Origin of the sequence: Lyngbya sp. PCC 8106 (assembly GCF_000169095.1) — a bacterium.
Classification (GTDB): Bacteria; Cyanobacteriota; Cyanobacteriia; order Cyanobacteriales; family Microcoleaceae; genus Capilliphycus.
Genome location: NZ_AAVU01000054.1, coordinates 1 through 25,361, shown reverse-complemented (window position 1 = coordinate 25,361; position 25,361 = coordinate 1). Strand labels below are relative to the sequence as shown.

22 protein-coding genes are annotated in these 25,361 nt (G+C 39.4%); 7 read left to right on the top strand and 15 right to left on the bottom strand.

The features are described from left to right. The first annotated feature begins 96 nt into the window (after positions 1 to 96). Positions 97 to 327, top strand: a complete 231-nt coding sequence (locus L8106_RS25595) for a hypothetical protein (RefSeq protein ID WP_009787429.1) — start codon at positions 97 to 99, stop codon at positions 325 to 327. Positions 328 to 480: 153 nt separating this feature from the next. Here the strand turns inward: L8106_RS25595 and L8106_RS25590 are convergent, their stop codons facing one another. Beyond that, positions 481 to 1,878: a TldD/PmbA family protein gene (locus L8106_RS25590; RefSeq protein ID WP_009787428.1), complete on the bottom strand. Its 1,398-nt coding sequence runs from the start codon at positions 1,876 to 1,878 to the stop codon at positions 481 to 483. A gap of 354 nt (positions 1,879 to 2,232) precedes the next feature. Here L8106_RS25590 and L8106_RS25585 point away from each other — a divergent pair, with 354 nt between their 5' ends. Next, positions 2,233 to 3,984 carry a HAMP domain-containing sensor histidine kinase gene (locus L8106_RS25585; protein WP_039897251.1) on the top strand — a complete coding sequence of 584 codons (1,752 nt, stop codon included), beginning with the start codon at positions 2,233 to 2,235 and terminating at the stop codon, positions 3,982 to 3,984. Positions 3,985 to 4,060: 76 nt separating this feature from the next. On the opposite strand, the gene L8106_RS25580 is transcribed toward L8106_RS25585, so the two are convergent. Next, a complete protein-coding gene (locus tag L8106_RS25580) occupies positions 4,061 to 5,386 on the bottom strand; it encodes a DNA cytosine methyltransferase (protein ID WP_009787426.1) in 1,326 nt (441 codons plus the stop codon). A 99-nt stretch (positions 5,387 to 5,485) separates the two neighbouring features. Here L8106_RS25580 and L8106_RS25575 point away from each other — a divergent pair, with 99 nt between their 5' ends. Next, positions 5,486 to 6,148, top strand: coding sequence for a nuclease-related domain-containing protein (locus L8106_RS25575; RefSeq protein WP_009787425.1), 663 nt, complete (start codon positions 5,486 to 5,488; stop codon positions 6,146 to 6,148). A gap of 18 nt (positions 6,149 to 6,166) precedes the next feature. On the opposite strand, the gene L8106_RS25570 is transcribed toward L8106_RS25575, so the two are convergent. After that, positions 6,167 to 6,367, bottom strand: coding sequence for a hypothetical protein (locus L8106_RS25570; protein ID WP_009787424.1), 201 nt, complete (start codon positions 6,365 to 6,367; stop codon positions 6,167 to 6,169). Between the two features lie 257 nt (positions 6,368 to 6,624). Between L8106_RS25570 and L8106_RS25565 the strand changes: the two genes are divergently transcribed. The 3 genes from L8106_RS25565 to L8106_RS25555 all read left to right on the top strand — a co-directional run bounded on the left by L8106_RS25565 (position 6,625) and on the right by L8106_RS25555 (position 8,787). Further along, positions 6,625 to 7,620, top strand: a complete 996-nt coding sequence (locus tag L8106_RS25565) for a sigma-70 family RNA polymerase sigma factor (protein ID WP_009787423.1) — start codon at positions 6,625 to 6,627, stop codon at positions 7,618 to 7,620. A 390-nt stretch (positions 7,621 to 8,010) separates the two neighbouring features. Next, positions 8,011 to 8,508 (top strand): GNAT family N-acetyltransferase, encoded by a 498-nt coding sequence (locus tag L8106_RS25560; protein ID WP_009787422.1) that lies wholly within the window; start codon positions 8,011 to 8,013, stop codon positions 8,506 to 8,508. Between the two features lie 72 nt (positions 8,509 to 8,580). Further along, positions 8,581 to 8,787, top strand: coding sequence for a hypothetical protein (locus L8106_RS25555; RefSeq protein ID WP_009787421.1), 207 nt, complete (start codon positions 8,581 to 8,583; stop codon positions 8,785 to 8,787). A gap of 15 nt (positions 8,788 to 8,802) precedes the next feature. Here L8106_RS25555 and L8106_RS25550 read toward each other — a convergent pair whose 3' ends face one another. From L8106_RS25550 to L8106_RS25505, 10 genes are all read right to left on the bottom strand, one after another. After that, on the bottom strand, positions 8,803 to 9,252 hold the full coding sequence (locus L8106_RS25550; RefSeq protein WP_009787420.1) for a DUF3574 domain-containing protein: 450 nt from the start codon (positions 9,250 to 9,252) through the stop codon (positions 8,803 to 8,805). Between the two features lie 86 nt (positions 9,253 to 9,338). Next, entirely contained in the window at positions 9,339 to 10,214 is an 876-nt protein-coding gene (locus tag L8106_RS25545) for an SDR family oxidoreductase (protein ID WP_009787419.1), read from the bottom strand. Positions 10,215 to 10,270: 56 nt separating this feature from the next. Beyond that, positions 10,271 to 10,750 (bottom strand): TM2 domain-containing protein, encoded by a 480-nt coding sequence (locus L8106_RS25540; protein ID WP_009787418.1) that lies wholly within the window; start codon positions 10,748 to 10,750, stop codon positions 10,271 to 10,273. A 195-nt stretch (positions 10,751 to 10,945) separates the two neighbouring features. Further along, complete coding sequence (locus L8106_RS25535) at positions 10,946 to 11,401, bottom strand: N-acetyltransferase (RefSeq protein ID WP_009787417.1); 456 nt, start codon at positions 11,399 to 11,401, stop codon at positions 10,946 to 10,948. Positions 11,402 to 11,641: 240 nt separating this feature from the next. After that, positions 11,642 to 11,791, bottom strand: a complete 150-nt coding sequence (locus L8106_RS25530; RefSeq protein WP_009787416.1) for a hypothetical protein — start codon at positions 11,789 to 11,791, stop codon at positions 11,642 to 11,644. Positions 11,792 to 12,123: 332 nt separating this feature from the next. Further along, on the bottom strand, positions 12,124 to 13,245 hold the full coding sequence (locus tag L8106_RS25525) for a YcjF family protein (RefSeq protein ID WP_009787415.1): 1,122 nt from the start codon (positions 13,243 to 13,245) through the stop codon (positions 12,124 to 12,126). Positions 13,246 to 13,293: 48 nt separating this feature from the next. After that, positions 13,294 to 13,797 carry a hypothetical protein gene (locus tag L8106_RS25520; protein ID WP_009787414.1) on the bottom strand — a complete coding sequence of 168 codons (504 nt, stop codon included), beginning with the start codon at positions 13,795 to 13,797 and terminating at the stop codon, positions 13,294 to 13,296. A gap of 421 nt (positions 13,798 to 14,218) precedes the next feature. Then, complete coding sequence (locus L8106_RS25515) at positions 14,219 to 15,085, bottom strand: MBL fold metallo-hydrolase (protein ID WP_009787413.1); 867 nt, start codon at positions 15,083 to 15,085, stop codon at positions 14,219 to 14,221. A 163-nt stretch (positions 15,086 to 15,248) separates the two neighbouring features. Continuing rightward, a complete protein-coding gene (locus tag L8106_RS25510) occupies positions 15,249 to 16,100 on the bottom strand; it encodes a DUF4231 domain-containing protein (protein WP_009787412.1) in 852 nt (283 codons plus the stop codon). Positions 16,101 to 16,334: 234 nt separating this feature from the next. Then, on the bottom strand, positions 16,335 to 21,518 hold the full coding sequence (locus L8106_RS25505) for a response regulator (RefSeq protein WP_009787411.1): 5,184 nt from the start codon (positions 21,516 to 21,518) through the stop codon (positions 16,335 to 16,337). A 358-nt stretch (positions 21,519 to 21,876) separates the two neighbouring features. On the opposite strand from L8106_RS25505, the gene L8106_RS25500 reads away from it, so the two are divergent. Further along, positions 21,877 to 22,398, top strand: a complete 522-nt coding sequence (locus L8106_RS25500; protein WP_009787410.1) for a DUF4330 domain-containing protein — start codon at positions 21,877 to 21,879, stop codon at positions 22,396 to 22,398. 201 nt (positions 22,399 to 22,599) lie between these two features. Here L8106_RS25500 and L8106_RS25495 read toward each other — a convergent pair whose 3' ends face one another. Further along, a complete protein-coding gene (locus L8106_RS25495; RefSeq protein WP_156803828.1) occupies positions 22,600 to 23,646 on the bottom strand; it encodes a hypothetical protein in 1,047 nt (348 codons plus the stop codon). 18 nt (positions 23,647 to 23,664) lie between these two features. Next, positions 23,665 to 24,963 carry a hypothetical protein gene (locus L8106_RS25490; RefSeq protein ID WP_009787408.1) on the bottom strand — a complete coding sequence of 433 codons (1,299 nt, stop codon included), beginning with the start codon at positions 24,961 to 24,963 and terminating at the stop codon, positions 23,665 to 23,667. Between the last annotated feature and the right edge of the window lie 398 nt (positions 24,964 to 25,361).

Here is a 25,361-nt window from a genome sequence, read left to right as displayed (position 1 = left end):
TTAAAAAGCGGATTTGGGGAGTCAATTTTTAAATTTGTCCTGATCAAATGGCAAATAATTTGAACTCATAAGTGACCCCTTAGCCCCGTTCATACCATGCTAAAACCTATTTTAGTGTCTGTTTTTAGCTTACTCTCTTTCGGCTTGGTTACTTCTTCTCCGTTCTTTCAACAGAATCTTCTCACTCAGTCACTCTTGTTGAGTGAACTCCAAGTTTCTCAGACAAAATCTGAGTCCAATGGGTTGACTTTCCAATACTACAACACAGACACAGAAGATGCTGCGCCTGATGCCAGCCGAGGTGATACTCGTCGAACTTCATCATAGTTTTGAGATCAGAAAGTGTCTCATCGTTTATTGACTGGAGATTAATCCCGACAACTACCAACACATCATACAAGCTAGACTTACTCCAGCCGGAATTCCTCTGTAGGAATTCCGATATCTTTTTGAACGGATAGAAAATCTCACAACAAGAGATTAGGAAACTTCGCCTCCGACAACCACATTCCGAATTCTCAAACTTGGCCCGCCACAACCGACTGGTAAACCATTTTGTCCGCCTTTTCCACAACCGCCAGATTCATCCCAATAAAAATCATTTCCAATCGCTTCAATATCAGCTAAAGTCGTAAACACATTTCCTGATAACGTCACATCTCGCACAGGTTCAGCGAGCTTACCATTGCGAATCATCCAAGCTTCACCCGCACTAAACGTAAACATCTCACCATTCGTCATTCCCCCCAACCAATTTCGCGCATAAACCCCTTGCTTGACTTCACTGAATAAATCCTCAACCGCAGTATCTCCCCGTTCGATCCAAGTATTTGTCATGCGAACCAAAGGTGGATAATGATAATTTAAACAGCGAGCATTTCCAGTCGGCACTTCTCCTAACTTTCCAGCCGTTTCCCGAGAGTGTAGACGACCTACTAACGCCCCATCTTTGATTAATTGCGTTGTTGTTCCTGGTGTTCCTTCATCATCGTAAAAATAGCTTCCCCGGTGTCCAGGAGGTTCCGCCCCATCAAAAATTTGTAGGTTTTTCGGCCCAAACTGCCGCCCTAAAGTCATTACTTCCAATAAATCTGGATTTTCATAGGTCATATCCGCTTCCGAAAGATGACCAAACGCTTCGTGAACAAATAAACCCGTTAAAATCGGATCAATAACTACAGTGTAAGTATTTCCTTTAACGGGAGGAAGATCTAGGGAATTTACCGCCCGTTGTGCTGCACTCTGAACTTGATCATCGAGGAGAGTTAAATCTTCATAGGCTCGACGTGATCCGGTGGTTTCCCGTCCCGTTTGTACGGTTTCCCCATTGCGGGCTGTCGCAGCGAAGCGCATTTCCATATCTACCCAAGCTTGTTCGAGGAATGTTCCTTCAGAAGTCGCCAGAAGAATGCGTTGAGTGCTGTCATTGTAACGAACTGAAATCGTGGTAATTCGGGAATCAACACTTCGTAAAATATGGCCATAGCGATCGCAGAGTTCTTTTTTTTGCGCCAGAGGAACTTGACGGGGATCGGTTCCAGTTAAGGGTAAAATCCGAGTTTCTTGTACAATCGGAATCGGTGCCAGTAGGGTTTCTTCCTCACCGATGAGTTTCGCCGCAGTGATCGCCTCAGAAATGCGTTCTTCTAGTCCTTCAAGTCGATTAAAACTGGCAAAACCCCATCCCCCTTTATGACAGGCGCGAACTTGTCCCCCAATTGAAAGTCCTTCACTGAGGGTTTCAATGCGATCGCCTCTGAGTAAAATATCCGTTTCTTCAGCTTCTTCGACTCGAATTGCTAAATAATCGACCTGAGAACGATAGCGTTTAATTAAATCAGCCAGTACATTTTTGAGATCGGTGAGCAAAGTGGGCATAATTTTGAAGCAACGTTAACAGTATGTTCCTACTATTTTGTATCAGACTATGGGAGATGGAGAGATGGGGAGGTCGTCAGATCAGGAAAAAACAGTTGACTGGTCACTGGTTATTGGTCACTGTTGACTGTAAAAGCGGTGATTGCGACTAATTGGTTCGGTTCTACGAATCTCCAAGTCGTCTCGATCTAGATATCCTGAGAGTCAGAGAGGATGCTAAGAATATTAAAAAATAGTGTCGAAGGTTCAGTCTTCCAACTTCTATATTAAAAATTAAAAGTTTATATTGGGTAGGCTGGAACTGAGTTAAGTTAACGATAAAGTTTTTGCAGTTTTTAAAGTCAAAGGCAGGAAATGACCGTGAACCAGCTTCTACCAACCATTAGTGAAATTTTAGCGCGTCAAGGGTTAGAAAGTTCTCTAGATTTCTATCAAAATACAGTCCCCTCTGGTGGCTCTAGTCCTTACACTGTTTATTATGCCAGCAAACAACAACTCAAAGCCGAACGGGAGTGGTGTGGGGCGATCAAAGCTATTCATCAACTCCTCAGACAATTGATCATCCAACAAGGCCAGGAACGATCACGTACTTCTTGTTCTGAAGTTAGGAAAAAAGACTTGACTCACGCCACAGGACGAGAGACGCTAACGGAGGATAGACCCCCACCTCAGTTGACAACGCCTCCTGTGAGTCACCCTTCTACTTGTCAGGGATTAGTCCTTTCTGGGCCTTCTCCGGTTTTAGTCCATCCCGCCTTAGCGTTGAATTTTGCGACTCAAGTTTTTGTTCCCCAAATACCGGATTGGGAAGAGTTTTCCATACCGACTCGACAAAGATTATCTTTACTTCCATCTACTTCTAAGGATTTTGAGACTTCAGTTCCCCCAACTTTTGCGTTTCCCTTATTGCGCGATGATCCTCAAGCGAATGAACCGTTTTGTATTGTTTTAACTTCTCGGTTTAGTTTGGTTATGGTTTTGGGAGAAGATGCAAAAGGTTGTCCTGCGTTTCAATTTTCTTTTGATCCGGATGTGGTTGAACAAGCATTAGAATTGTTACGACGGCGATCGCGATCTATTCGTTCTCAAGCCGAAGGTCAATCTTCTGATCAATTACCTGATCCGGTGAAGGTACTTGACCGTTGGATCGAACAATTTCCCCTTGTTGATCCAAACTACAAAACTGTGATGCAATTCTCTCGTTTACTATTAGAGAATTTGCCTTTAGACTCCGAAAAACCCCGGGAAACCATGAGAATGCTAAACCCGGCTTCCCAACCTAAATCTCAGTCTCAGGAAGTCTTTGTCAATGTCTCTGGCCCTCAGCATTCTAATGGTCATTTACCCCACTCTCAAACCGCTGCTGATGGCAGTTTGGATGCTTCTCAAGTGGAGTTGATCCAAGCCATCTCCCATGAAGTTCGGACACCCCTGGCAACGATTCGCACGTTAACTCGATTATTGTTAAAGCGTCAAAAATTCGATCCGGAAATTGTTCGGAAACGGTTAGAGATGATCGATCATGAATGTACCACACAAATTGATCGGTTTAACCTGATTTTTCGAGCGGTTGAGTTAGAACTATCTCAAACTAAACAAGCCTCGGACAACAAAACTCAAAAACCCTCTGTTCAACTCACGCCGATGTCGCTTGGAGATATCTTACAAAGTAGTCTTCCGCGTTGGCAAAAACAAGCAACTCAACGCAATCATACTCTAGAAGTTAATTTACCTCAAAAGTTACCTCATGTTGTCAGTGACCCGACGATGTTGGATCAAGTTTTGACGGGTGTGATTGAAAATTTTACTCGCAGTTTACCTTCGGGAAGTCATATTCAGGTGGAAGTTCGTTTGGCTGGACATCAGTTGAAATTACAACTAGAATCTCAATCTAAATCTCAGCAACCTTGTCCATTTGGAACAGCAACAAAGTCTTCTCTGAAGTCGATTGGACGGTTGTTAATGTTTCAGCCAGAAACGGGTGCGTTAAGTCTAAATATGGCGGTTACAAAAAATCTATTTGAAGCGCTTGGCGGTAAATTAGTCGTGCGACAACGATCTCAACAGGGTAAAGTGATGACGATTTTCTTACCGTTAAAAAGTTAATGGGTTGATTGTGTTGGATTTGGATAAATTTTAAATTGCCCCAAATGGGGCTTAATATCATCAAAAAATAGGAGTTCTAAGGTATCGTCGCAACTTGATTGATTCTACGAGTTCTCGGTGCAATTATATGAGGATCTACACCATAATACTGTGCAGCTTTTGACATATCAAACCGCAGTAATTCTTCATCTCCGAGTTTAATTTTATTTTCGGGTTTTTTGGGTTGAATCTTCAATAATTTAATCATTTCAGCCGCGACAGCTTGGGCGAGTAAAGGCGGAACAGAGTTACCAATTTGGCGACAACCATGCCATTTTGTCACATGAAATCTAAACCAATCTGGGTAAGAATGGAGTCTAGCGGCTTCTCTGACGGTAATACATCGAGGGATAAAAGGATGAATGGGACGAGGAGAAGTATAAGCCCCTCGACTACTCGGAGTTCCCGCCCTTAAGGTATTACATAAACCATCAGGATCAAGTTTATGAAAACGGCTAATGGGTTCGGTTTTTCCGGGAGGTGTTGCAGCGAATCTTTCGATAGATTCTATGCTGTGTTCGGTTCTTAAACTAGAGGTGAGTCGTCGAGAATTGTATTGACGAGGATAAGAATAATCATTAACATTTTTAGCAATTCCTCTCAATATCTTACCATAAAAACTCGGTTTATCAAAACAAACATCTGCCCAATCTTGTTGTGTTAATTCGGGATAATTCTCGATTTTAGGTAAATCTTGTAAGGCTTCTCTAACTGTGGGGGTTGGAGGAAGGTGAGAATAACGTTTTGCAACTTGAGAATAGGGCGGTTGAAAAGTCGGTTCAGGATAATTGGGTAAGGCTAAATCTTCCCGACATCCGAGTAAAAATAATCGTTCCCGCTTCTGAGGAACACCATAATAAGCTGCATTTAAAACTTGATAGGGTTGCTGCACTTGATAACCATAATATTCAAATTTATTAATCAATTCTTGAATAAAGTTCTGATGCTTTCCTGATGCCATTCCTTTGACATTTTCAAATACAAAAAATTTGGGTTTTAGTTCAGCAACAATTCGCACAAAATGAAAGACTAACAAATTTCGCGGATCTTCTAATAACCGTTTACCCATCAGTGAAAATCCTTGACAGGGTGGCCCTCCAAAAACCACATCTATGTCTTGATTTTTAATACTAGAATAAATTCTAATTTTATCACTAGAAAGTTTGCTAATATCTTCACAAAACACTGACCAAAGTGGAAAATTGTATTGGTGAACTGCACAATGAATGGGATCAATTTCAACAGCAGCAAGAACGTCAAAACCCGCCTGTTCAAAGCCGAGTGTCATTCCTCCCGATCCGGCAAATAAGTCAACAGCAATCGGTCTTTTCGTTTTCACAATTTGAAGCGGATCTGGCATCATTGAAACTAATTATCTGGATTTCACGATTAAGGTTGATTATAACATCATAAGACGCTAGGATTTCAAAAATAGAACGATTTCTGATTGAGAGATTAACCGATGACAAAGCATAGCCAGAATAAAAAAGCCGGGGAATTTGTTCGTCAAATGAGTTTAGATCGTCGTCAAAAGGCGATGGGTTTTTATGGGATTGGGTTATTTTTTTTAGTCGGCGTTGGGTTAATCTTTTTAGTCTTTAAAATATCGGATGTTGGGTTATTCTTGGGTGTCGCTGGAGGAGTTGCGGCTTATTATTATTGGAAAAAAGGTGAATATTGGATGAGACGTTCCGAACAAGCTTTACAAGGTGCAAAAGCGGAACAGGAAGTTGCGGTTATTTTGCGGATTTTAACGGCTAAAAATTGGCAAGTTGAATATAATCTTCCGTTGAAACGTTGGGGTGATGCGGATGTTGTTTTATGTTCACCTCGGGGAAATTGGTATGTGATTGATGTCAAGTCTCACCGGGGGAGAATCGTTAGAGAAAATAATCAGTTAAAACGGGCTAAAGGGGATAATATTTATGATTTTTATGAGGGTGATTTATTAAGCAAGGTGAGGGGTCAAGCGTCGGAGGTAGCGCGACTCAAACAAGTCAAATGGGTGATTCCTATGTTGTGTTTTACTCAAGCTAAAGTTGTATTTTCTAAAAATAATATCAATGGGGTTTATGTGGTTGAGAAAATTGATTTGATTCGGATCTTGGAAAAACTAGAGGGTTGACTTTGGCGATCGCGATCATTAGAATATCTGGAGAATTGCGAACATTGTGGAGATTAAAAATCCTGTTTCTAGAATAAACCGGGTTTTGGGGTTTGCGATCAACCCAATTTTCAACTGAGGTAAACAGCGAGAAATATTTGCAGACAAAACCGTAAAGCCAAATTCACCTGAATCTTGACCGTGCTGCATTTCAGATCGGTGTAAGTTAATCAGTCTCATTAGTAACAGTTCATCAAATCTTAAGATGACATTGTGTAAACTTAGCTCAATTTTACTTTCACAAGTTTAAATTCAATTCACTCAAACTCTGAAATCAATCGTGAGATCAATTGTAACATCGGTACATTGAAGAGATGAGAAAATTTGATTATAATGTCAGAATATGCCGTGAACTCAAATGCTAAAATCCTGCGCTTAAATGACGCAGTGACGCTACAACGTTCAGCAAAGCCAACCTCAAAAGGGAGAATTTTCCCATGAACTTAGAGACTGCAACTATTCCGACGGCAGAGAATTTAACGAAAATGGATGATGCTGTCGGGGCATTATTCAAACGAATGGCTCGTTATCCTCTTTTGAAAGCAAATGAGGAAATCGAACTCGCTCGACAGATTAAAGCGTTAGTGACGTTTAAGGAGTTAGAAGAAGAATTAACCCATGAACTCGGAAGATGTCCGCAATCTTCAGAATTAGCAACGGCGACGGGCTTGAGTGAAGCCGAACTGAACCACCAGTTTCAGCAAGGTATAATTGCCAAGCAGAAAATGATTAGCTCGAATTTGCGATTGGTCGTTTCTATTGCCAAACGTTATCTTAATAGAGGTGTTCCGTTTTTAGATTTGATTCAAGAAGGCGCATTAGGTTTAAATCGAGCGACAGAAAAATTTGATCCCGATAAAGGATATAAATTCTCAACCTATGCCTATTGGTGGATTCGTCAGGGAATTACCCGCACAATTGCCAACCAAGGACGGACTGTTCGCCTTCCGGTTCATGTGGTTGAACAACTCAATAAATTACAAGGAATTCATCAAGATTTAAGACGTTCTCTGCGTCGAAAACCAACAGAAGATGAACTCGCAGAAGCCTTATCTATTTCTCCCCAACAACTCCGTCTCCTCGAACAAGTCCGTCGCAAATCTCTATCTCTTAATCATCGAGTTGGTTCAGAGGAAAACTCAGAATTAATGGATTTGTTGGAAGACTATGAAAGTCTCTCACCAGAGTCGCAAATTAATGAACTGATGATGCGACAAGAGTTGCTAGAAGTGTTGCGTTCGGTTTTAAATGAACGAGAGCAAGATATTTTATCCCTGCGCTATGGTTTAACGACTGGAGTTCCCTATACTTTAGATGAAGTCAGCGGGATGTGTAGCCTCTCTCGTGAACGAGTTCGTCAAATTCAAGCTAAAGCCATGCGAAAACTTCGTCGTCCCCAAGTCGCCGAACGCTTGAAAGGATGGATTAAGTAAGATTTGGGATTGGGGAGAGGGTTAGAAACGGACAAAAAACAGAAGTAGCGGATTAAATTAACGAGGGGATTCATCAATCTCTACGTTTTTTCATGGGTCAATCTTCATTTTTCCTGTGTTGATCTGCTTCTTATTGTATAATGATTGTTTTGATTGATGATCAGATATAGCACTACGCAAATACATGATTGTCATTTCTAAATCCTAAAACCCCGCCCAGTCTACTGTTCCCTAAGATTGCAAAGTTGCTCCTTGATGGAAACCGCGCCGGGCCGCAAGGCAAGCGCTGTTCCCTGTTCCCTGTTCCCTGTTCCCTAGCGCTATAACTGACAATTTTCGAGCAGAGATTTTATGAGTTTGCTCGCATCTATCCTTCTCCTTTTTACTTTTATGGCTTTAGACTTTATTTTGCGTTTTGCCACACCTGATGATGTTCCAGCTATCTTTAATCTGATTAAAGCTTTAGCAGAATATGAAAAATTATCTGATCAGGTCAGTGGTAGTGTTGAGGAGTTGAAGCAACATCTATTTGGTGAACATCCCTATGCTGAAGTTGTTCTAGCGGAGTCTGAGGAAAAAGCAATTGGTTTTGCTCTATTTTTCCATAACTATTCTACCTTTTTAACACAACCGGGGATTTATTTAGAAGATTTATTTGTTTTACCTGAATATCGCGGTCTGGGTATTGGTAAAGCTTTAATTGTTTATGTGGCTCAGTTAGCGGTGTTGCGAGGTTGTGGACGCTTTGAATGGAGTGTTTTAGATTGGAATCAACCTGCAATTGATTTCTATAAATATATGGGTGCATCTCTCCTCGAAGAATGGCGAATTTGTCGGGTGACAGGTGAAGCTTTGATTCAAATGAGTCAACAACTTCCCAATCGCTAATCTAATATAATGATAACATAGATAGGGTTGAATTTTCAAATCAATCGATAGAGTTTTAAGGGAGAGTCACCCATGAAAATTTGGATTAATGAACAACTTGATCCATCCGGATTAATTTATTCTTGTATTGCTTGCTGTGACGAAGAACAAGCCAAAGCCTGTCACGAATCTTTTGAGAATAACTTGACAGACACTCAAAAACAACAGGGTTGGGTCGCCAGAATGAGGACGGTTGAATCTTGGGATGAAGTTCCGGTGAGCGCTTTAAAGTTAAACTAAATCTAGAGTAAGAACTTAAAAAGAAACAGCGACTGAACTGGTTACACGCAAAACAGACTCTTGATTAAATCTTTGTTTGTATTGAGTGATGATCTCTTGAATGAATTGTTTTTCTTGGGGAGTATCGGAGTGAATTAAAATGACCAGTTTAGTTTGTTCTCGGGTTAAAATTCCCGCAGCATTCAGGTATTGTCCATTTGCATCAATAACGGTGAGTCCAGCTTGAAACCGAGGTGTAATCACTTCTTCTAAAAAAACTTTCCATTCTGCTTCACTGACTTGTCCTTGCTGTTTAGATAATCCAAAATAAAGTTCATCTTTGGTGAGAGTTTGTGTAATATTATTAGGAGAATTTTTAGGATTATCAATAAATTGTGCCTGAACTTCTAATCGTTGAGAAGCGGGAAAAAGCAGAGCAGAACCCATTAAAACCCAACCCAAATACCACATCAGTCTAACTTTCATTAATTCTCCATCAATCCCATTTCTAGAACTCAAAAAAGGCTAACCGTAAAGATTAGCCCTTGAACTAAAATGTTAAATTCTAACAACTACGCTCCCAAATAACGACGAATAAAACTTTCTAACGATTCCATCTTCATATCAAACATCATTTCTAAAGTGTTGATTTCTTCAGGAGTACAGAAAAACTCATTTCCGAGTAACACTCGTAATGTTCCTAAACTCCGTTCAACATCAGAATTTAATACACCAATTGTACTCCGTAATCCATCAAATACAAACAACGGCGGATTAATCACAATCGGATCTCGGTTAAAAATGCGGCTAAAAATCTGAGAAATATCTCCCCGAGTAATAATTTCTGGCCCTCCAATAGACAAGATTTTATTTTTTGCAGCTTCTACAAAAACCGAATCAATTGCAATACGAGCAATATCATCCGTACTAACAACAGAAGTCCGATTTTGAGGATCTCCAATTAACAAATAAATTCCCGTTTGTTTGAACCGTTCAGCCAGAGGTAATAAGCTCGAAGCAAACGCAGACGGACGTAAAATAGTATAATTTAAACCACTATTTTGTAGATACTTTTCAACCTCTCGTTTGGCTTTAAAAACAGGTGAATCTTCATAACCGCGATCAGCACCTAACACAGAAGTTAAGACAAAATGTTCGACACCTGCTTCCTTCGCCGCATCAATTAATTCAATATTAGCCCGATATTCAACCGCTTGAGGTTTACCCCCCGAACCATGGGAACTAATCACATATTTTACCCCTTGACAAGCCTTAGAAATATCCTTATCTCGTTCTAAATCTCCGATAAAAATATTTGCTCCCCGACTTTCCAATTCAGAATATCGAGAAGTTAACCGCACAAATCCTCGAACCTCTTTTTCTTGTTGGCGTAGTCGGCGTACAATCCGGCTACCAAGTCCACCTGTTGCTCCGGTTACTAAAAACATGATTGTTCGTCCTTTTACGCAAAACCACTACAGGAATAGAATAACGAATATTTGAGCTATAATTCATAAAAGTCATACAAAATAATTCCTGTCTCTGGATCATTGCCAATTCCCACATAGCCACTTTTGAGCATTTGATTGAGAACCTTTTCTACTTCCTCAAAACTCGCTCCTGTCGCCATAACGCCTTGTGTTACTGAGAGTTTTCCGCCTCGGCTTGCGGCGGCTTTTAATAATTTGACTCGGTATTGTTCTTGAGAAGTTGGCGTGATATTATAACTAACGGTAGAAATCGACGGATATAAAGGTACACCCGTACTGGAAACGCCTAATTTTGCTTTAATTTTGGCATTGTGTTCCTCCACCATACCTGGAATTAAAAATAAATCTAATAATTGCCCAAACCCAAATAAACCAAAGGTACACAACCACAACACACCTGTTCCGATTTTGCCATTATAAAAACGGTGCAGTCCATGAAATGGCGTGACAAAACAAGCCGCCCACAATAAATAACTAATTCCAACTTTATTCATGGATTTTTTCTTAAGTTATTAATTTGATCCCACTTAACCGTCTAAAGGAGAAAGCCGCAGGAGGATTACTGCTATCTTAATTGTAAAAAAATTTAGTCAAATTTCTGGCTGTTTTCGGAGAGATTCCCGATTTCCATCACAACAAAGGGGCTAAAACTTAGCCCTGATCGTAATTTCTGGTTGAGTTGACTTTTCCTACAAATTTTTAACATAGGAAATATTGGTGTAAACTTTCTCAAAACCGACTGATTCATAAAATCGTAACGCACCGGATGGATTTTCAGCATCAACCCCTAAAAGTGCGGTATCTATTCCTTTTGCTTTTAAACGTTGCATTGCGGTTAATAACATCGCTTGTCCTAACCCCTGCTGACGAAATCCCCGTCGGGTTCCCAATACCCCTATCCAGCCTTCGTTACGTCCATTGCGTTTGTTATCTTCAGTATGAATGCGAGATTCACAAAAGGCGGCGAATTTACCATCGGGGGCGATTGACGCAGTAGCGTCACTGGCGGAGCCAATCGCAATTAAGCTTAACTCTGAACTGAACTCTGGATGTTGGGTATTGTGTAGAAATTTCTCAACGGTGAAATTATGGTAATTCCAACAATCGCATCTAGATCGCTGTCTGTATAAGGGCGCATCATTCACCTTTGCTTAATTACTGCTTATCTATTGCAGTACATAAATACTACATAGTCAAGAAGCTGCAAAAAAAACCCTACTGTTGGGTTAGGGGGAATTGGGTCATCTCGGATGAAACTTTGATGAAACTTTGTATTCAAGCTTTTTTAAAAAAACAATCAAACCCTCTCCTACAACGTGTAGGTTGAGGGCTTATATTTGCTTAGACTCTATTGAAAAACTCACTGAAATTAACTTGTATTGAGATTAGTCTTCCCATTCAGAACTGCCAGAAATAAAGCCCTCAAAGGGTTGTACACCAATCACTGGGTAAATATTATCGCTAGGTGTAAAAATGCGAGCTGCTGCTTCGGAGACATAAACAATCATATCTGCAAGTGCATGGAAAATATTCATATCTTGTCACCTCTGTCTCTGTAAGTGTATATTTATCCTCTACTCTTTTATAATAAAGGAAATAACAGGGATTGTGTGGTCTTGCAATATTTATTTGCACTCAAAGAATATTTACAATTTTTCAAGTTGTGTTACAGCTTTTGGGAGGCGGTTAACCGAATAAATTAGGCTTGGAAATCCCTACAAGATAGACAATGTTAAGGAGAAAGAACAAGCGTTAAGTTCTAGCAACAATTGAAACAAATCTCAATTTCTAAGTATAAAAACTTAATTAGTGCTGTGTTGGGTGCGCTAGCTCCGTGTAACACACCCCATTCATTGACGACAGTTAGCTATTTGGACAATACAGGGAAATTATTTCTGGATAGTTCTGTCTTGAAAGTTTCTGCAACTTCCTGTGGTGTCGGTTGAGCATCAGGATGTCCACCAAAAATAGCGCATAAAGCAGCAATATAGGCTTCTCCAAAAAGTGTTGTCAGCAACGCAGCCGTACTTCCTGCTAAAACTCCACCGACAAGGCTACCTGCACCCGGAATCAGTTTCGCTAAACCACCGAGCAACATATGACCTCCCAGTGTACCCCCTCCTCCAGCAATTACACTAGAGATGAGTGTTCCTAAAGATGCTTGGCTTAAGTCTAAACCGAACACTGCACTGATACTCGCTAACATTGTCATCTGTACAGGAACTAAAGCTACAGCATGAGAAAATGGTATGGGAACAGCACCCACACCAGCAGCACTCGTTGCTGCGGTAGTTACAATTAAATGAGAGCGTTTGACTTTTTCTCGAAGAGATACTTTTTGAGCGGCTGCTACTGCATTTCTTTGCCCCTCAGGAACGATTTGCATAGTTATATCAATCAATTCTTTTAAACCCATAATGGGTTGCAAATGACCATCATCTAACTGCTCAGAAATTGCTCTTACACGAACTACATTTTTAGCTAGAGAAAGTTGTTGTTGTACCTCTGCTCGAAAGCCATTATCTGCTCTGGCTTTAGTAATTACACCAACAACAGGTACATATCGACTGAGCATTTCCACAAGCTCTTGATCTGCATCTTCAACCCGTCTGATATCTTCACAAATACACACCCATGCAATATGAATATGGCGGTTGGGATCTGAATGATTGCAACGTTCTTTTATGAGGTTTTCTAATTCACAAATTGTTTCCTTGTACTTGGCAACCTCCAAACCTCTACTATCAAAAATTGTTAGGGGGAAACCTTCTTTTTTAATCTCTCGTGTAGTGGGTGTGACAGGTTTACCTTGACCTGTTTCGGCTAGATTTTCATGGAAAACAGCATTAATTAAGGTACTTTTACCAACACCCGTTTTACCCGCTATTAAAAGATTGACATTGCCGCGTAAATTTATAGCAGTTTTCATCGCCAATTCCAGACTTTTACTGATATCTACTTCTTGACTTGGTGCTGTTGTATAATTCATCTGAATTGATCCTCTAAATTCCAAAATATACCTTGTACAAAACTCAACCTAAAGACCTTTAGTAATTGCTTTTTGTGGATAGCCATTATGTTCCCAAGCACCTGTTACAAAGCCGGCAACACCAACGATAGCTAAACCCGCCACTGGGATTTTCTGCAATTTCTTAAATTCGTGAATTTGGAAACAGCGACAATCACCTGTTGTTACTAAACGCGCCCAGTGTTCACAGTTAAATCGAAAGAGTTCATACTGCCAATTTTTGTGAAACTCATCAACAGAAATATGTAAAGCCTGAATAATTTTATTTCTAGACCAATGATGAACGTATTTAGCGGGGTGAAAATGCTTGTTAATTTTCCAAATGTCTATTTCACCTTGATCTTTTTGGCGATCGCTATGAACAGGTTCCCAAGCTAATGACTCCGTATCATTCAGTTGTACTGAGTAATGCAAGACCTTCTTATTTTTGCGATCTCGATGATACAATAAGCGTCCAAAGTATGAATGATTCTGATTAGCATCAATCAGGTTATGAATGTCTTTCTTATTCATCAAATTTTGCTTGTTTAGACAAGAACTCTGAATCGATAAAAATCTGGCAACGTAACGATAATAAATACAGTCTTTTAGCAAAACTAATTTTGCTGTCCCCTTCAGATCAAACCTGTCTTTTTCCCCTAACTAAACTTATGCGTCTAGTTTAAAGCTAAATATTTATCGCTGTCATCCGTACAACCACTGAAAAATAAAAAATTTTAGAATACTCTTAAACTTGTGAAGATCACGTAGGTATGAAAGGGATCAGGTAAAAATAGGGTTTAACCGATCCGACAGTTAATTTTTGGGGTCTATGGGTTGTGATGGGTTGGAATACAAAAACCCCTCGCCTTCTAGGAGAGGGGAAGGGGTGAGGTCAAAATAGGCGTTTAAGTGTTGTGATCAGATACGCTTACAGCAACCTATCCAACTAATTTTAAGGCATCCAACTGACGCATTCTTGCATTTGTTTTTGCATCGTGATACTATTAGTATGATGACGATGACCGTGACCGGGAAGCACCCACTCAAACGCATAATTTGCTAATTTTTTCATTGAATTAATTTGCTCTGACCATGAATACCAACAGTAGCGACGAAAAGCATAAAGTTGGTTTAATTGACTTGACCAAGCCAGATGATCGCCTGTAAATAAAAACTTGTGATTGTACAATAAAACCGTATGACCTTTACTGTGTCCAGGAACGGGAATCATTAATATATTGGGTGCGAGTTGAATATCTTCAAAACCAGAAAGTTGGATTTCTACAGATTGGGTTTTAGCGGTAATATCATCGACATGAAGAATGCGATCGCATCCAAAATGATCGCGAAATTTTTGATGATCGGCGACATCATCCCGATGAGTCAGATAGAGATAGCGTATTCCGCCTAATTCTTCCAAACGTTTAACTAAAGGCGGCGCAAACCGAGGGGAGTCGATGAGAATATTACCGTCTTGACGTTGAATAAAATAACTCGCCGCAGCAAACGAACTTTCAGAATGGTAGCCACAATGATAAACGTTATCTGCGATTAAAATGGGGAAACTTTGGTGTATACTTTTAATATCTTCGGGTTTTTCAACCGTACCAATTGAAGCCGTTGGACAGGATAACAACGCCTGCATTGCTCGTAATTGTTCGGTTTCGTTACTGGGTTGATGATACACCGCTGACTGTTCACCTGCTCGACGAAAAACCTCCGGCGCCATCGGGCGACAGGTATCGCAGTCAATACAGGTTTGATCGACGTAAAAGTTACCGCTCTCGTTTTCGGAGCGACGTTGTTTAAGTTTAGCCATCGTTCTTTTCCTTGCTGGTTAACTCATACTCGTTATGAGTTTATATATTTGAGCATATACATATTTTATCTAAAATGTCAAGTCAAATCCTCTTCATATAGTTAGAGACGCCCTCAGAGGGCGTCTATACAGAGTCAATGGGTTAAACGTGAGCTATAACTTACTAAGCGACTGGAGAAGCGGATTTATTTTCCTCTTTTTTCTCCGTTTCTAACTGCTCTGAACCCCCCTGTTGCAGTTGCTTGAGATGAATATTGTTGACCAGACTAATAAAGTTTTCAATGGCTTTTTTCGGCATTTGTTGTCGTTGGGTAGGGTCATTGATATCGTAGCAACGATAAGCCGGAGTAATTCCTAAGATAAATTTCTCTTGTTCTGCTTCTAATAACTCAACAGTTTTATTAGCCGCGATCCAAGTTTCTTGGAAGGGAAAAGAAGTGACGATACTGGTAACAATGGAGGCTAATGCGGGAAACAGCACGGGAAGCCACTTTAACCAGCCTGAACCCGTATCTAAGCGTTCTAGCAAGACTAAAATCGGTGTCACACCTGAGAGAATAATCGTAGCAATTTGTGAAACGTAATAGATATTTCTGGAGTTATCTCTGGTTTTTTTGTAATCTTCAATCAACTCCATAGAATATTTTAATGCCTTTTTTCTCGAGAATTGTAGGGAGGCATTTGAGGAGAGACCGTCTGTTTCCGGTGTATACATATAATTGTATAGTTCGGAATGTTGAGCTAACTTAGACTCAACTGCACTTTTTTGATAATTCTGCCTCAATTGGCTATTGGTGAGAAACAGAAAAATGAATAGAGAGGTAAAAACTGCTGCATAGATGCGGAGTCGATCTTCTCCTAGCGCAAATAACAAGATAACAGTACCAATAGAAGCTGCCAGGATCAGATACTCAACTATCTTGAGGAAAAGGTAAATTCCGGGAAGTTTATCGTCTGGACTCATCGCCTGATTTGCAGGGGTTTCAACTGAACTAATGGCTTCTAAGTTAGCCATAATTTCTCCTTGGTGCACTTTTGAACCGTTAAAAATTGTCCTGAAAATGAAGATGAGATGGACATGAATATTGACTCATCAACCCTCAGATATTTCAGTTATAACTCAAATCAATATGATCAATCAAGTATTTTGAGTAAGAACCTTTTTAACGGTGTATAGCAGTTGTACCTCAAAAGACTTGAAAACCGTCAGACCCAATCTGTCTATTTTTCTCCGTTGTCGATATTTTCTTTACTCTTTTACTTTGATTTCTTCACGTAAACCTGTTTCAACTCTTTGCCATTCTGTCTCAACTTCTGAGAGTCTTTGAGCCGCAGCGCCAGAAACAAAACATTCAATTTCTGTGGAGTTAGTTTCCATTCCTATTCGTCCCATTTGTTCAATTTCTTTACAGATTTGAGAAAATCTCATCGCACCCAATTGAGCGCTACTAGATTTGAGAGTATGAGCAGATTCTTTCAGAAGTTTTGCATCTTGAGACTCAACAGCCAAGCGAATTCCGCCTAAATGTTGAGGGGCTTCATTGAGATAAGTTTCAATTAAAATATCAACAAAAGGATCATCTTCATCATCATATTCTCTTAGCGTTTGTAAGACTTGAGCATCAATAGAAGGCACATCAGAAAAGGGTTGTTCGTTAGGTGTATTAGTCATTTCCGGTGATGAATAGCCGTTATTAGAGGAGTGTTTTTCTAAGGGAAAATGTTCCGGGGAGAGCGGATACAAAGGTTGACATTTTGCTAAAGCTTGAGCGAGTTCTTCTCGACGAACAGGTTTAGTGACATAATCATCCATTCCTGCCTCCAAACACATTTCGCGATCGCCTCGCATAGCATTCGCTGTCATGGCAATAATCCAAGGTTTTTTCTGGCGTCCATCAGAACCCTCTCCATATTCTTTACAAATACGACGAGAGGCTTCTAAACCATCCATTTGAGGCATTTGAACATCCATCAAAACCACATCATAGGGTTGTCGTTTGAGTGCATCTAATACTTCCACCCCATTTCCAGCAATATCCGCTCGATATCCTAATCTTTGTAATAATTTTGTTGCCACTTTTTGATTAGTGACATTATCTTCAGCGAGTAAAATGCGTAAAGCAGCGTGATTTTGAGGAGGATTAAGAGGCCCAGACTCATCAGTAAGCTTCAGGGATGATGAATGTTCTATGATTTCATTTCCCGCAAAAATTTGAACTAATGTGTTATAAAACTGAGATTGTTTTAGGGGTTTATTGACAAATCCGGCACAGTTAATATTCGTGCGCTCAATCCGTTTGACAATATTAGTATTACTTGCATAGTTAAACAGAACTAAATGAACGGGTTGCCTATCCGGATGATTTCGGCTTAAATCTTTTTCGAGTAACCGGATTTTACGGGCGAGTTCAATTTCATCAATATCGGGTAAGTTAATTCCAATAATCACTAAATCTATGTTTGGATTCTCCTGAATACATTTTAGAGCATCAATTCCTGTTTTGGCTACGAGAGGTTTCATTCCCCAAGCTTTGACTTGTCGAGTGATAACGGTTTGATTGATGCCATGATTTTCGACAATTAAAATTTGCTTACCTGTGAATAATTGATCCGCAAATTCATCAGAGAGTGAGGTTTCGATAGCGGATGAATTAATCGTAAAGTAGAAAATTGATCCGGTAATATCTAAACGAGGAATATCAAAAGACGGAGGGGGATTTCCCGTGATACTAGAAATCAGAGATTGAGAGTTTGAGGATTCTTCAAGCGGTTTTACCCAACTCACAACCCACATTTTTCCACCCATCATTTCACTTAAACGTTGGCTAATCGCTAATCCTAAACCTGTTCCTCCATACTGTCGAGTGGTAGAAGCATCCACTTGAGAAAAAGCTTTAAATAAACGGTGCATTCGATCAGGAGGAATCCCAATTCCTGTATCTTTAACGGCAAATTGGACTTCATAAATAGGAGGGGAGATTGAGGGTTGACTTTCATTCTTTTCTTCAGAAGATATTAACGATTGTGCAGAGTCTTGAATTAAGCTAGAAGTCACGGAGACAATCACTTCACCTTGATTGGTAAATTTAACCGCATTACTGAGTAAATTCACTAAAACTTGACGTAAGCGAGTCACATCTCCAACCATAACTTCCGGTGTATTGGGATCGACAATATAAGCCAGTTCTAAGCCTTTTTCAGACGCTCTAGCCGAGAGTAAATCTAAGGATTCTTCAATACAAGTTCGGAGTTTAAAGGGTTGATGTTCGAGTTCTAATTTACCCGATTCAATTTTAGAAAAATCAAGAATATCATTAATAATCGTGAGTAAAGCATCTCCACTGGTGCGAATCGTTTCTACAAAATCTCGTTGTTCTGGATTTAAGTTCATATCCAGAAGTAAACCTGTCATCCCAATGACTGCATTCATGGGTGTACGAATCTCGTGACTCATGGTTGCGAGGAATTCACTTTTAGCACGACTGGCGATTTCTGCGGCGAGTCTAGCTTCTTCTAAGGCTTTATTTTTATCGGCTAATTGCTGACGACTTTTGACTTCAAATTCTAACAATTTAGCTTGGAACAGTGTTAAACCGACTTGACTCGCAACATCTTCTAAAAATTCAACTTCTTCATCTGTCCACTGTCGTAAATTATCACATTGATGTAACATAATAATTCCGTTGGGTTCACTATTATAAGAGGTACGAATTGCCAACATTGATTTTAATCCCATACGCCGACACATGGGGGCGGATGATTCTAACAAAGGATCAGCAAATACATCGGGTGAAACAACAGCTTTATCTTCAGAGAGTAGTCTTTCAATATAGGGGTTATAATTCACAGAAATTTCTAAATTTAAAGTCGATTCATAGCTGATTTCTAAATATTCAGCCACACAAGCTAAATGGGGATAAGGTTGAGAAATATAGGTATAAATAGAACAGCGATTTACTCCAAAAACACGACCGATTTGAGTTGCGGTGGTTTGAAATATTTCCTGTGTTTCGAGTTTAGAACGCACCTTTTGGGTGATTTGTTTCATTAATAATAAGTATTGATTCTGTCGCTGTAAATCTTGTTGAGAATTTTCACGCGCAATTTCACTTCCAATGTAACTCGCCATCAATTTTAAAATTTCTAAATCAATCGGCTGAAATGAAGAACGGGCTTTCCGACTCATAAAACTAAGAGTACCATACACTCGTCCTTCTACTTTTACTGGCGTTCCAATATAAGCTTCTAAGCGTCGAATGGTATAAGCTTCGTGTTCTTTCCAGGGGGAATTTTTAATCGATTCAATACAGACAACATCATCAGCGCGTAACGCTTCTTTTTCAAAGGTTTGTTCGAGAGAAAATGTATCACCTTTTGTAAATCCGAAAGGAAAATCTTGGGATAAATAAGCTGAAATGACTTCATAACGATCAGCTCTAACTCGACCTAATAAACCAATATCCATTCTAAAACGATTGCATCCCATGACTAATAATTGATTGATGCGAGATTCAAAATTAGCATTAGAATTTATTGCAATTTCATAGAGTTGATGAATAACTTTTAACTTTTCAGTAAGGTCTTCAGTAATAGCGACTTTGGGAACATTGGAGTTAAGAGTTCCAGTAATTCCAACTCGCTGATGTTCGGAATTTAAAATTGCACAGCCTGAGAGGATAACGGGTTGATATGAGGATTGATTTTCTTCTAAAGAAGTAGAAGCATTTTTAAGTCGAACTTCCTGAAAAATCGTTTCAATCTCCCCGTTTAAAATTGCTGAAAACAGAGAACTGAGTTGTATCCGATCATCTGAATGGATATATTCAATCAATGCTGTTCCTATACTTTCAGACACTAAGCATCCTGTTTGTTGAGTCCAGATTGGATTTAAAAAGGTTAAGTTTCCTTCAGTATTAAGCTGAAATAGTATGGTTTTTAAATTTGTTTTTAAAATCTGTTGAGAATTATTGTTTTGAGAGAGGGGCGGAATTTTCTTGCGAGAGGTAATATCAAGATGAGTCCCAATCATCCGCAGAGGTTCTCCATTTTCCGCCCAAATAATCTGTCCTTGACAGAGTACCCAGATGTAGTGACCATCTTGACATCGCATCCGATATTCTAGAATACAGGAATCTATTTTTTTAGCAAAATGTTCTTTAAGTGTCGCATGAACAGCTTTTAAATCTTTGCTATGAATTCGACCAAACCATTCTTCAATTTTAGACGAAATTTCAGCATTTTGATAGCCCAACATCTGTTTCCAACGAGGAGAATAGAAAACCCATTGTGTTTTTAAATTCCAATCCCATAATCCATTTTGATCACTGGATAAAATTGATTGTGACTGTTCTTCTATCGATTTTTTTTGAGTTTTAACTTGATGAGATAAGGTTTGAACTTTTGTTTTCATCTGATCAACTTGTCCTTGCAGACTTAAAATAGTCGAGTGCATTAATTTCGGACAAAGCATTTGGAGCAGAATGTTTCGCGGCGAGATTAAATTAATCGGATAACCACTTTCATCGATAATAATTAAAGGGAGTTGATTATAATATTTTTGCATTAAATTCACAGCCGATTGTACCGAAGCCTGCAATCGCACTAACAGAGGAGGCTTATTACAAATCATACTCGCCTTGATTTGACTCAGATCAAGCCCGAGTGCTTGGACTTGAACAAGATCATGACTGGTTACAATTCCTTTTATTTTACTGGTATTTTTCCGGGAAAATTGAGATTCTCCTGTAAAATCAGAAGTCGTTTCTCGATTAGAAGATACAGTTTCTATAATGACAACACAGTTTACTTTATATTGAAACATCAACTGGGTTAGATCACTTCCCGAAGCTTGATGAGGTGCATGAACAATACGAGTAGCATGAGCAGAAATTTGATTGATTTTAATTAAATGATCGGGAATTAAAGTCGGAGAATTAATCGAATACTGAGAACTTGAATCTGTTGAAGAACGAGAAAAATGTGATGAATGATCAGAATGATTTGTTTTCGAGGAAGATTCTGTTGTTTTAGATTGAGCGAGTCTCAAAAGATGAAGCGGTGTGATCAAACCAAACAATCCCCCCAAATCATCCAAAATGGGAAGATGATTCACTTGATGTTTATTTAAAAGAGAAGCTAAAGCAAAAACATCTGGAATTTCACAGAGGTGAACCGCAATCACAGAGCGAATCATAATCTGTGAAATCGGAAATCCCTTCAAAGAATCACCAATAGAGTTGAGTTGAATGATATCATGCTCAGTAAAGATTCCCAAAAGAGATGGATTACACCCCACAGCTTCCGATTCCTCTATGATCAGCACATAGCTTGCACCTGTACGACTCATCAACTGAATCACTTCTTCAACAGGTGTTTCTGGCTTTGTAGTCACCGGATGGCGATCAATAGCTTGAGAGATAGAGGGAATTAACATAGGAAAGCAGTGAGAGGTACTCGATGGTGAATCTTGAGTTGGGAGAGTAAAAACGCATGGAATTTATAGATGCACCAGATATTGGTGACGTAGCTATTGGGTAAGACTCTGATTTTCAGAACAAAAGTGCTGTAGATGAGCTTCATAGACTCAGTTGACTCCGTGAGTATGACAGCCAGCCCAGATCCGATTGAGAGTCACCCTCTATTACCATTTTGACCTTTTACTTGCAAATCTCTCAGATTTATCCGGAACCCATAACGTGTAACATAGTAACTGACAACTGACAACAGATAGTGGGTTACTGCTCCCCGACTGCTGTTGTGTCTGATCTCAACAAGGAGCTGCTACTTTTTTGATGAATATATTAGATTCTAAAGGTCGTCTGTTTGGAAAAGTCAGCATTTTGGATGTTGGCGCTGCTTTGGTCATTTTGTTGGTCATTGTGGGAATATTTTTCTATCCCGGAACATCTGGTTCTGTTGCTCAAGTCGGCGTCACCACGAAACCTGTAGAAGTGGATGTGATTGCTTTGGGCTTGAAGGGACGTGACCCCAGTGCCATGATCAAAGCAGACGAAAAGACAAATTTGATTATCCGTAACCAACCCTACGGAGAAGTCAATATTAAAAAAGCCGAGGTGTTACCCCGACTCATCCCTGTGGCTCAACCTGATGGTACTGTTAAAGCTCAACCTGATCCCACTGCTGAGTATACTTACAGCAACAATGTTTTAATGACCTTAGTTGGAAATGGTCAAATTACAGATACCGGGCCTGTTTTAGGTAATATTAAGATTAAAATCGGCAGCACCGTAGAACTCGAAGGCAAAGACTACAACTTCAACGCCACCGTAATTGATGTACGAGTGCAAAGTTAAAATCTAGAGCCAGGGTGAGACAAACTGGTTTGAGAGTCTGTTTCCAAGGCGTTAAAGCCAGAACTGGGAAGCCGATGCCGGGTTTGTCTTCCTTTTCTTTTTCTTTGAACCGAGATCAGTCGTCATTTTTTAACTTAGCTACAAACTGATACAATCAAAGCCGAGAGTAGAGAAATTCTCCTGTTCTCGGCTAATTGACTTTTAAACAGCTCGATTAGACAGGAAGCTGTGAAGTAACTGAGTCTGAACTTCTGCGATCGCAGCCATAATACTATTTTCTGGATCGCTTTCTAAAATCGAGAATTTCATTTCATTCAAATAATCCTCAATATTCTTGCGTAAAGCGGGACAAGACTCGGCAACCATATGATGATAATCCCAAAAATCCCACGCCAGAAATGCGATCGCTAGAGCCGGATCGATCAAGTTTGCACCCATTTTAATGGCAGCAGATGCTCCAAATTTGGTAGCTAATTTAGCTCCAGCTTTTGCAGCAAACTTGAAGGCTAGCTTGCTACTAATAATAGCCGTTGTGGCAGCCAAAACTTTTGTAGACAAATTACTATTAAAGCTAGCCGAGTCTAAAGCTCCCTTACTGTTTCCCGTATCAAAAACCATCTCAGAAATACTCTGAAGATGTCTTTGCCAATCTTTTTCAGGAACTTGATATTGAAATTGAATTGCAGCAAACTGGAAACCAATAGCAGAAGAATAGGTTCGACCAATTCTTTCAATAATTTTACTCAGTTTTTGTTCTGCCTTTTCATTCATCACTAATTCTCGAAACTGGTGATTGAAATCTTCTAGCATCCGTTTTTGAATTACTTGTTCAGCATTTAGATTCTTCTCATCCTGATTTTTCAGGACATCAAGGAAATCTACTTTAAAAGCTAACCAAGCAAACGGAACACCAAACTCCATCGCTTTTTGGTTAAAGTAATTAAAGTACCAATCCAAAAATTCATCGTCAACACTCTCCATTAAATCAGATACCCATCCATCGAATTCTGACGTAGCAAATTCTTCAGTGATTTTGTAAGCATTTCGGATGGCTTCTGTAAGATAAGTATCGATCTCGTACCAATTATCTTCTGAACTGGGTTCATATTCAGTAAATACTGAAGTTAGTGTAGGTTGAATCGGTGAATTAGCTACTGGAGAAGCAAATGCAACCGATCTAAAGTTAGAAAAAATGCTACTCCAAAGAAACAAAGTTGCTAAAATTAAAGACAATATTTTTCTTGACATTTTTCCGGTCATTTTTCTCTAATCAAAATAGTTGTACGACACACTTCTCGCCAGTTGAATGCTGTCAAGGATACTCCGATCTATCTGATCAATTATTCCCATAATTCCATGCTCTGGATTGGTTAAGATTGAATCTTTTACTACGTCTAGATACTCGACTAAGTTTTGACGTAGAATAGGTTTTTCGATATTAGCAGTGTGATTGGTCTCCCAAATATCCCAAATTAAGATTCCCACACCAACCGTACAGTCCAGCATTGTACCTCCAATTTGTCCGGCTAGAACTTTACCGGTTTTAGCAGCAAGTTTGGCTCCGGCTTTACCCGCAAGTTTGGCGACAACTGCACTACCAACTTTTGGAACGAGAGGAAGAATTATAGGTTTAATTGCAACATAAGCACCAGCCGTCACCAACTCTTTTAAAGGAAGATTAAGCATTTTTCCTTCTACATCAGCAAAATTAATAGATGTGTCCTCTAAGTAGCGATTCCAATCTCCTTTCGGAATCTTGAGTTGAGTTGGAATTTGACTGATATTCGTATTCAACTCATTCATATAAACTTTTGCAGTTCTATCCGTAATTGACTCCAGTCGGAGTTGAGAAATAGTAGGAACAATAACTCGTTTAGCAAATTCAGTTTGAAAGCTAATTGTGACGGATTCAGCAATTTTTTCTTCAGCAGTTGGACTATCTGGATTTAACCAATGATTAACACCACCAGAAAGACCTGAAAATAAACTTTGATACTCTAATTGCTTTTGATTAAAGTAACCAAAGTACCAATTTAAAAAATTGTTATCGACTCGCTCAACTAAACTTTCTTTCCAAATCTCTAGCTCTTTTTCAGCGTAGTCTTCCGCGACTTTATGAGCTTTTTTCATAGAAAGTTTAATTTCATAATCTACCCGATCCCAGTTAATTTTTTGAGGTTCATTTGTAGAAGCATAAGTTCCGGCTGTCTGAACTAAAGTTGTTGTAGACTCAGAAGAAACAGAATCGGGAGTTTGAAACGCTTTAGCAATGACAATTTGACCAATTAAAGGAATAATAACCACTACAATGACAATTAACCAAAGTAAAGGTATAAAGGATCGCAGAACTTGAAGAATTCGCGGTAATTTTGTCTCTTCTTTGAGTTTTAGGTCTCTTAAAAATAAGTATTCTGCAAACTTATCTTGCCGGATCATTTCTAGATAAACTTTACCTAGAAAATATCTCAAGTTTTGGGGGTCAATATGATTTTCACCGTGTAGACCACTTTGGACTTCAGAGTCCGGATGAACAAGCTCTTTTGTCAGATCTAATTGTTGAGCCATTGATTTCTCCATTGAATACTGAAAAACTAATTTTGATCGCAGTTCCTATTTCATAGCAAGTTCAGAAATTGCCAAGTCATCTGTTAACTTGCTTAATGAACCTTGTTCTAACTTTATTATTTCATTGAGCCGGGAATTTGGCTTCAGTATTAACACTGAACTTTTGATCAAATTATTTTGACTGATAAAATTGGGGGATGACCTATCCCGTTCTAGGCTGAATGTCGCACTACAAAAGGATAACGAGGGGTGAATCGCCGGATGTTTTTTTCGTCTACACTTACGAATTCTGAGAGGAATAAATATCAACTTTTTTTGTATTAAATTTAGTTGTTGAATTGTTTCCCTGATTAACCGGGAGTGAGAGGGTTTTCATGTGGAGTTTTACTAAATTTTGT

What these genes read in the sequence shown, in the direction of transcription:
- L8106_RS25520 (WP_009787414.1), bottom strand. Translation starts at nt 13,797, where the DNA reads ATGAATAAGAAAGACATTCATAACCTGATTGATGCTAATCAGAATCAT.
- L8106_RS25575 (WP_009787425.1), top strand. Translation starts at nt 5,486, where the DNA reads ATGACAAAGCATAGCCAGAATAAAAAAGCCGGGGAATTTGTTCGTCAA.
- L8106_RS25540 (WP_009787418.1), bottom strand. Translation starts at nt 10,750, where the DNA reads ATGAATAAAGTTGGAATTAGTTATTTATTGTGGGCGGCTTGTTTTGTC.
- L8106_RS25500 (WP_009787410.1), top strand. Translation starts at nt 21,877, where the DNA reads ATGAATATATTAGATTCTAAAGGTCGTCTGTTTGGAAAAGTCAGCATT.
- L8106_RS25490 (WP_009787408.1), bottom strand. Translation starts at nt 24,963, where the DNA reads ATGGCTCAACAATTAGATCTGACAAAAGAGCTTGTTCATCCGGACTCT.
- L8106_RS25560 (WP_009787422.1), top strand. Translation starts at nt 8,011, where the DNA reads ATGGCTTTAGACTTTATTTTGCGTTTTGCCACACCTGATGATGTTCCA.
- L8106_RS25515 (WP_009787413.1), bottom strand. Translation starts at nt 15,085, where the DNA reads ATGGCTAAACTTAAACAACGTCGCTCCGAAAACGAGAGCGGTAACTTT.
- L8106_RS25565 (WP_009787423.1), top strand. Translation starts at nt 6,625, where the DNA reads ATGAACTTAGAGACTGCAACTATTCCGACGGCAGAGAATTTAACGAAA.
- L8106_RS25495 (WP_156803828.1), bottom strand. Translation starts at nt 23,646, where the DNA reads ATGTCAAGAAAAATATTGTCTTTAATTTTAGCAACTTTGTTTCTTTGG.
- L8106_RS25550 (WP_009787420.1), bottom strand. Translation starts at nt 9,252, where the DNA reads ATGAAAGTTAGACTGATGTGGTATTTGGGTTGGGTTTTAATGGGTTCT.
- L8106_RS25525 (WP_009787415.1), bottom strand. Translation starts at nt 13,245, where the DNA reads ATGAATTATACAACAGCACCAAGTCAAGAAGTAGATATCAGTAAAAGT.
- L8106_RS25545 (WP_009787419.1), bottom strand. Translation starts at nt 10,214, where the DNA reads ATGTTTTTAGTAACCGGAGCAACAGGTGGACTTGGTAGCCGGATTGTA.
- L8106_RS25510 (WP_009787412.1), bottom strand. Translation starts at nt 16,100, where the DNA reads ATGGCTAACTTAGAAGCCATTAGTTCAGTTGAAACCCCTGCAAATCAG.
- L8106_RS25595 (WP_009787429.1), top strand. Translation starts at nt 97, where the DNA reads ATGCTAAAACCTATTTTAGTGTCTGTTTTTAGCTTACTCTCTTTCGGC.
- L8106_RS25505 (WP_009787411.1), bottom strand. Translation starts at nt 21,518, where the DNA reads ATGTTAATTCCCTCTATCTCTCAAGCTATTGATCGCCATCCGGTGACT.
- L8106_RS25530 (WP_009787416.1), bottom strand. Translation starts at nt 11,791, where the DNA reads ATGAATATTTTCCATGCACTTGCAGATATGATTGTTTATGTCTCCGAA.
- L8106_RS25585 (WP_039897251.1), top strand. Translation starts at nt 2,233, where the DNA reads ATGACCGTGAACCAGCTTCTACCAACCATTAGTGAAATTTTAGCGCGT.
- L8106_RS25580 (WP_009787426.1), bottom strand. Translation starts at nt 5,386, where the DNA reads ATGATGCCAGATCCGCTTCAAATTGTGAAAACGAAAAGACCGATTGCT.
- L8106_RS25570 (WP_009787424.1), bottom strand. Translation starts at nt 6,367, where the DNA reads ATGAGACTGATTAACTTACACCGATCTGAAATGCAGCACGGTCAAGAT.
- L8106_RS25590 (WP_009787428.1), bottom strand. Translation starts at nt 1,878, where the DNA reads ATGCCCACTTTGCTCACCGATCTCAAAAATGTACTGGCTGATTTAATT.
- L8106_RS25555 (WP_009787421.1), top strand. Translation starts at nt 8,581, where the DNA reads ATGAAAATTTGGATTAATGAACAACTTGATCCATCCGGATTAATTTAT.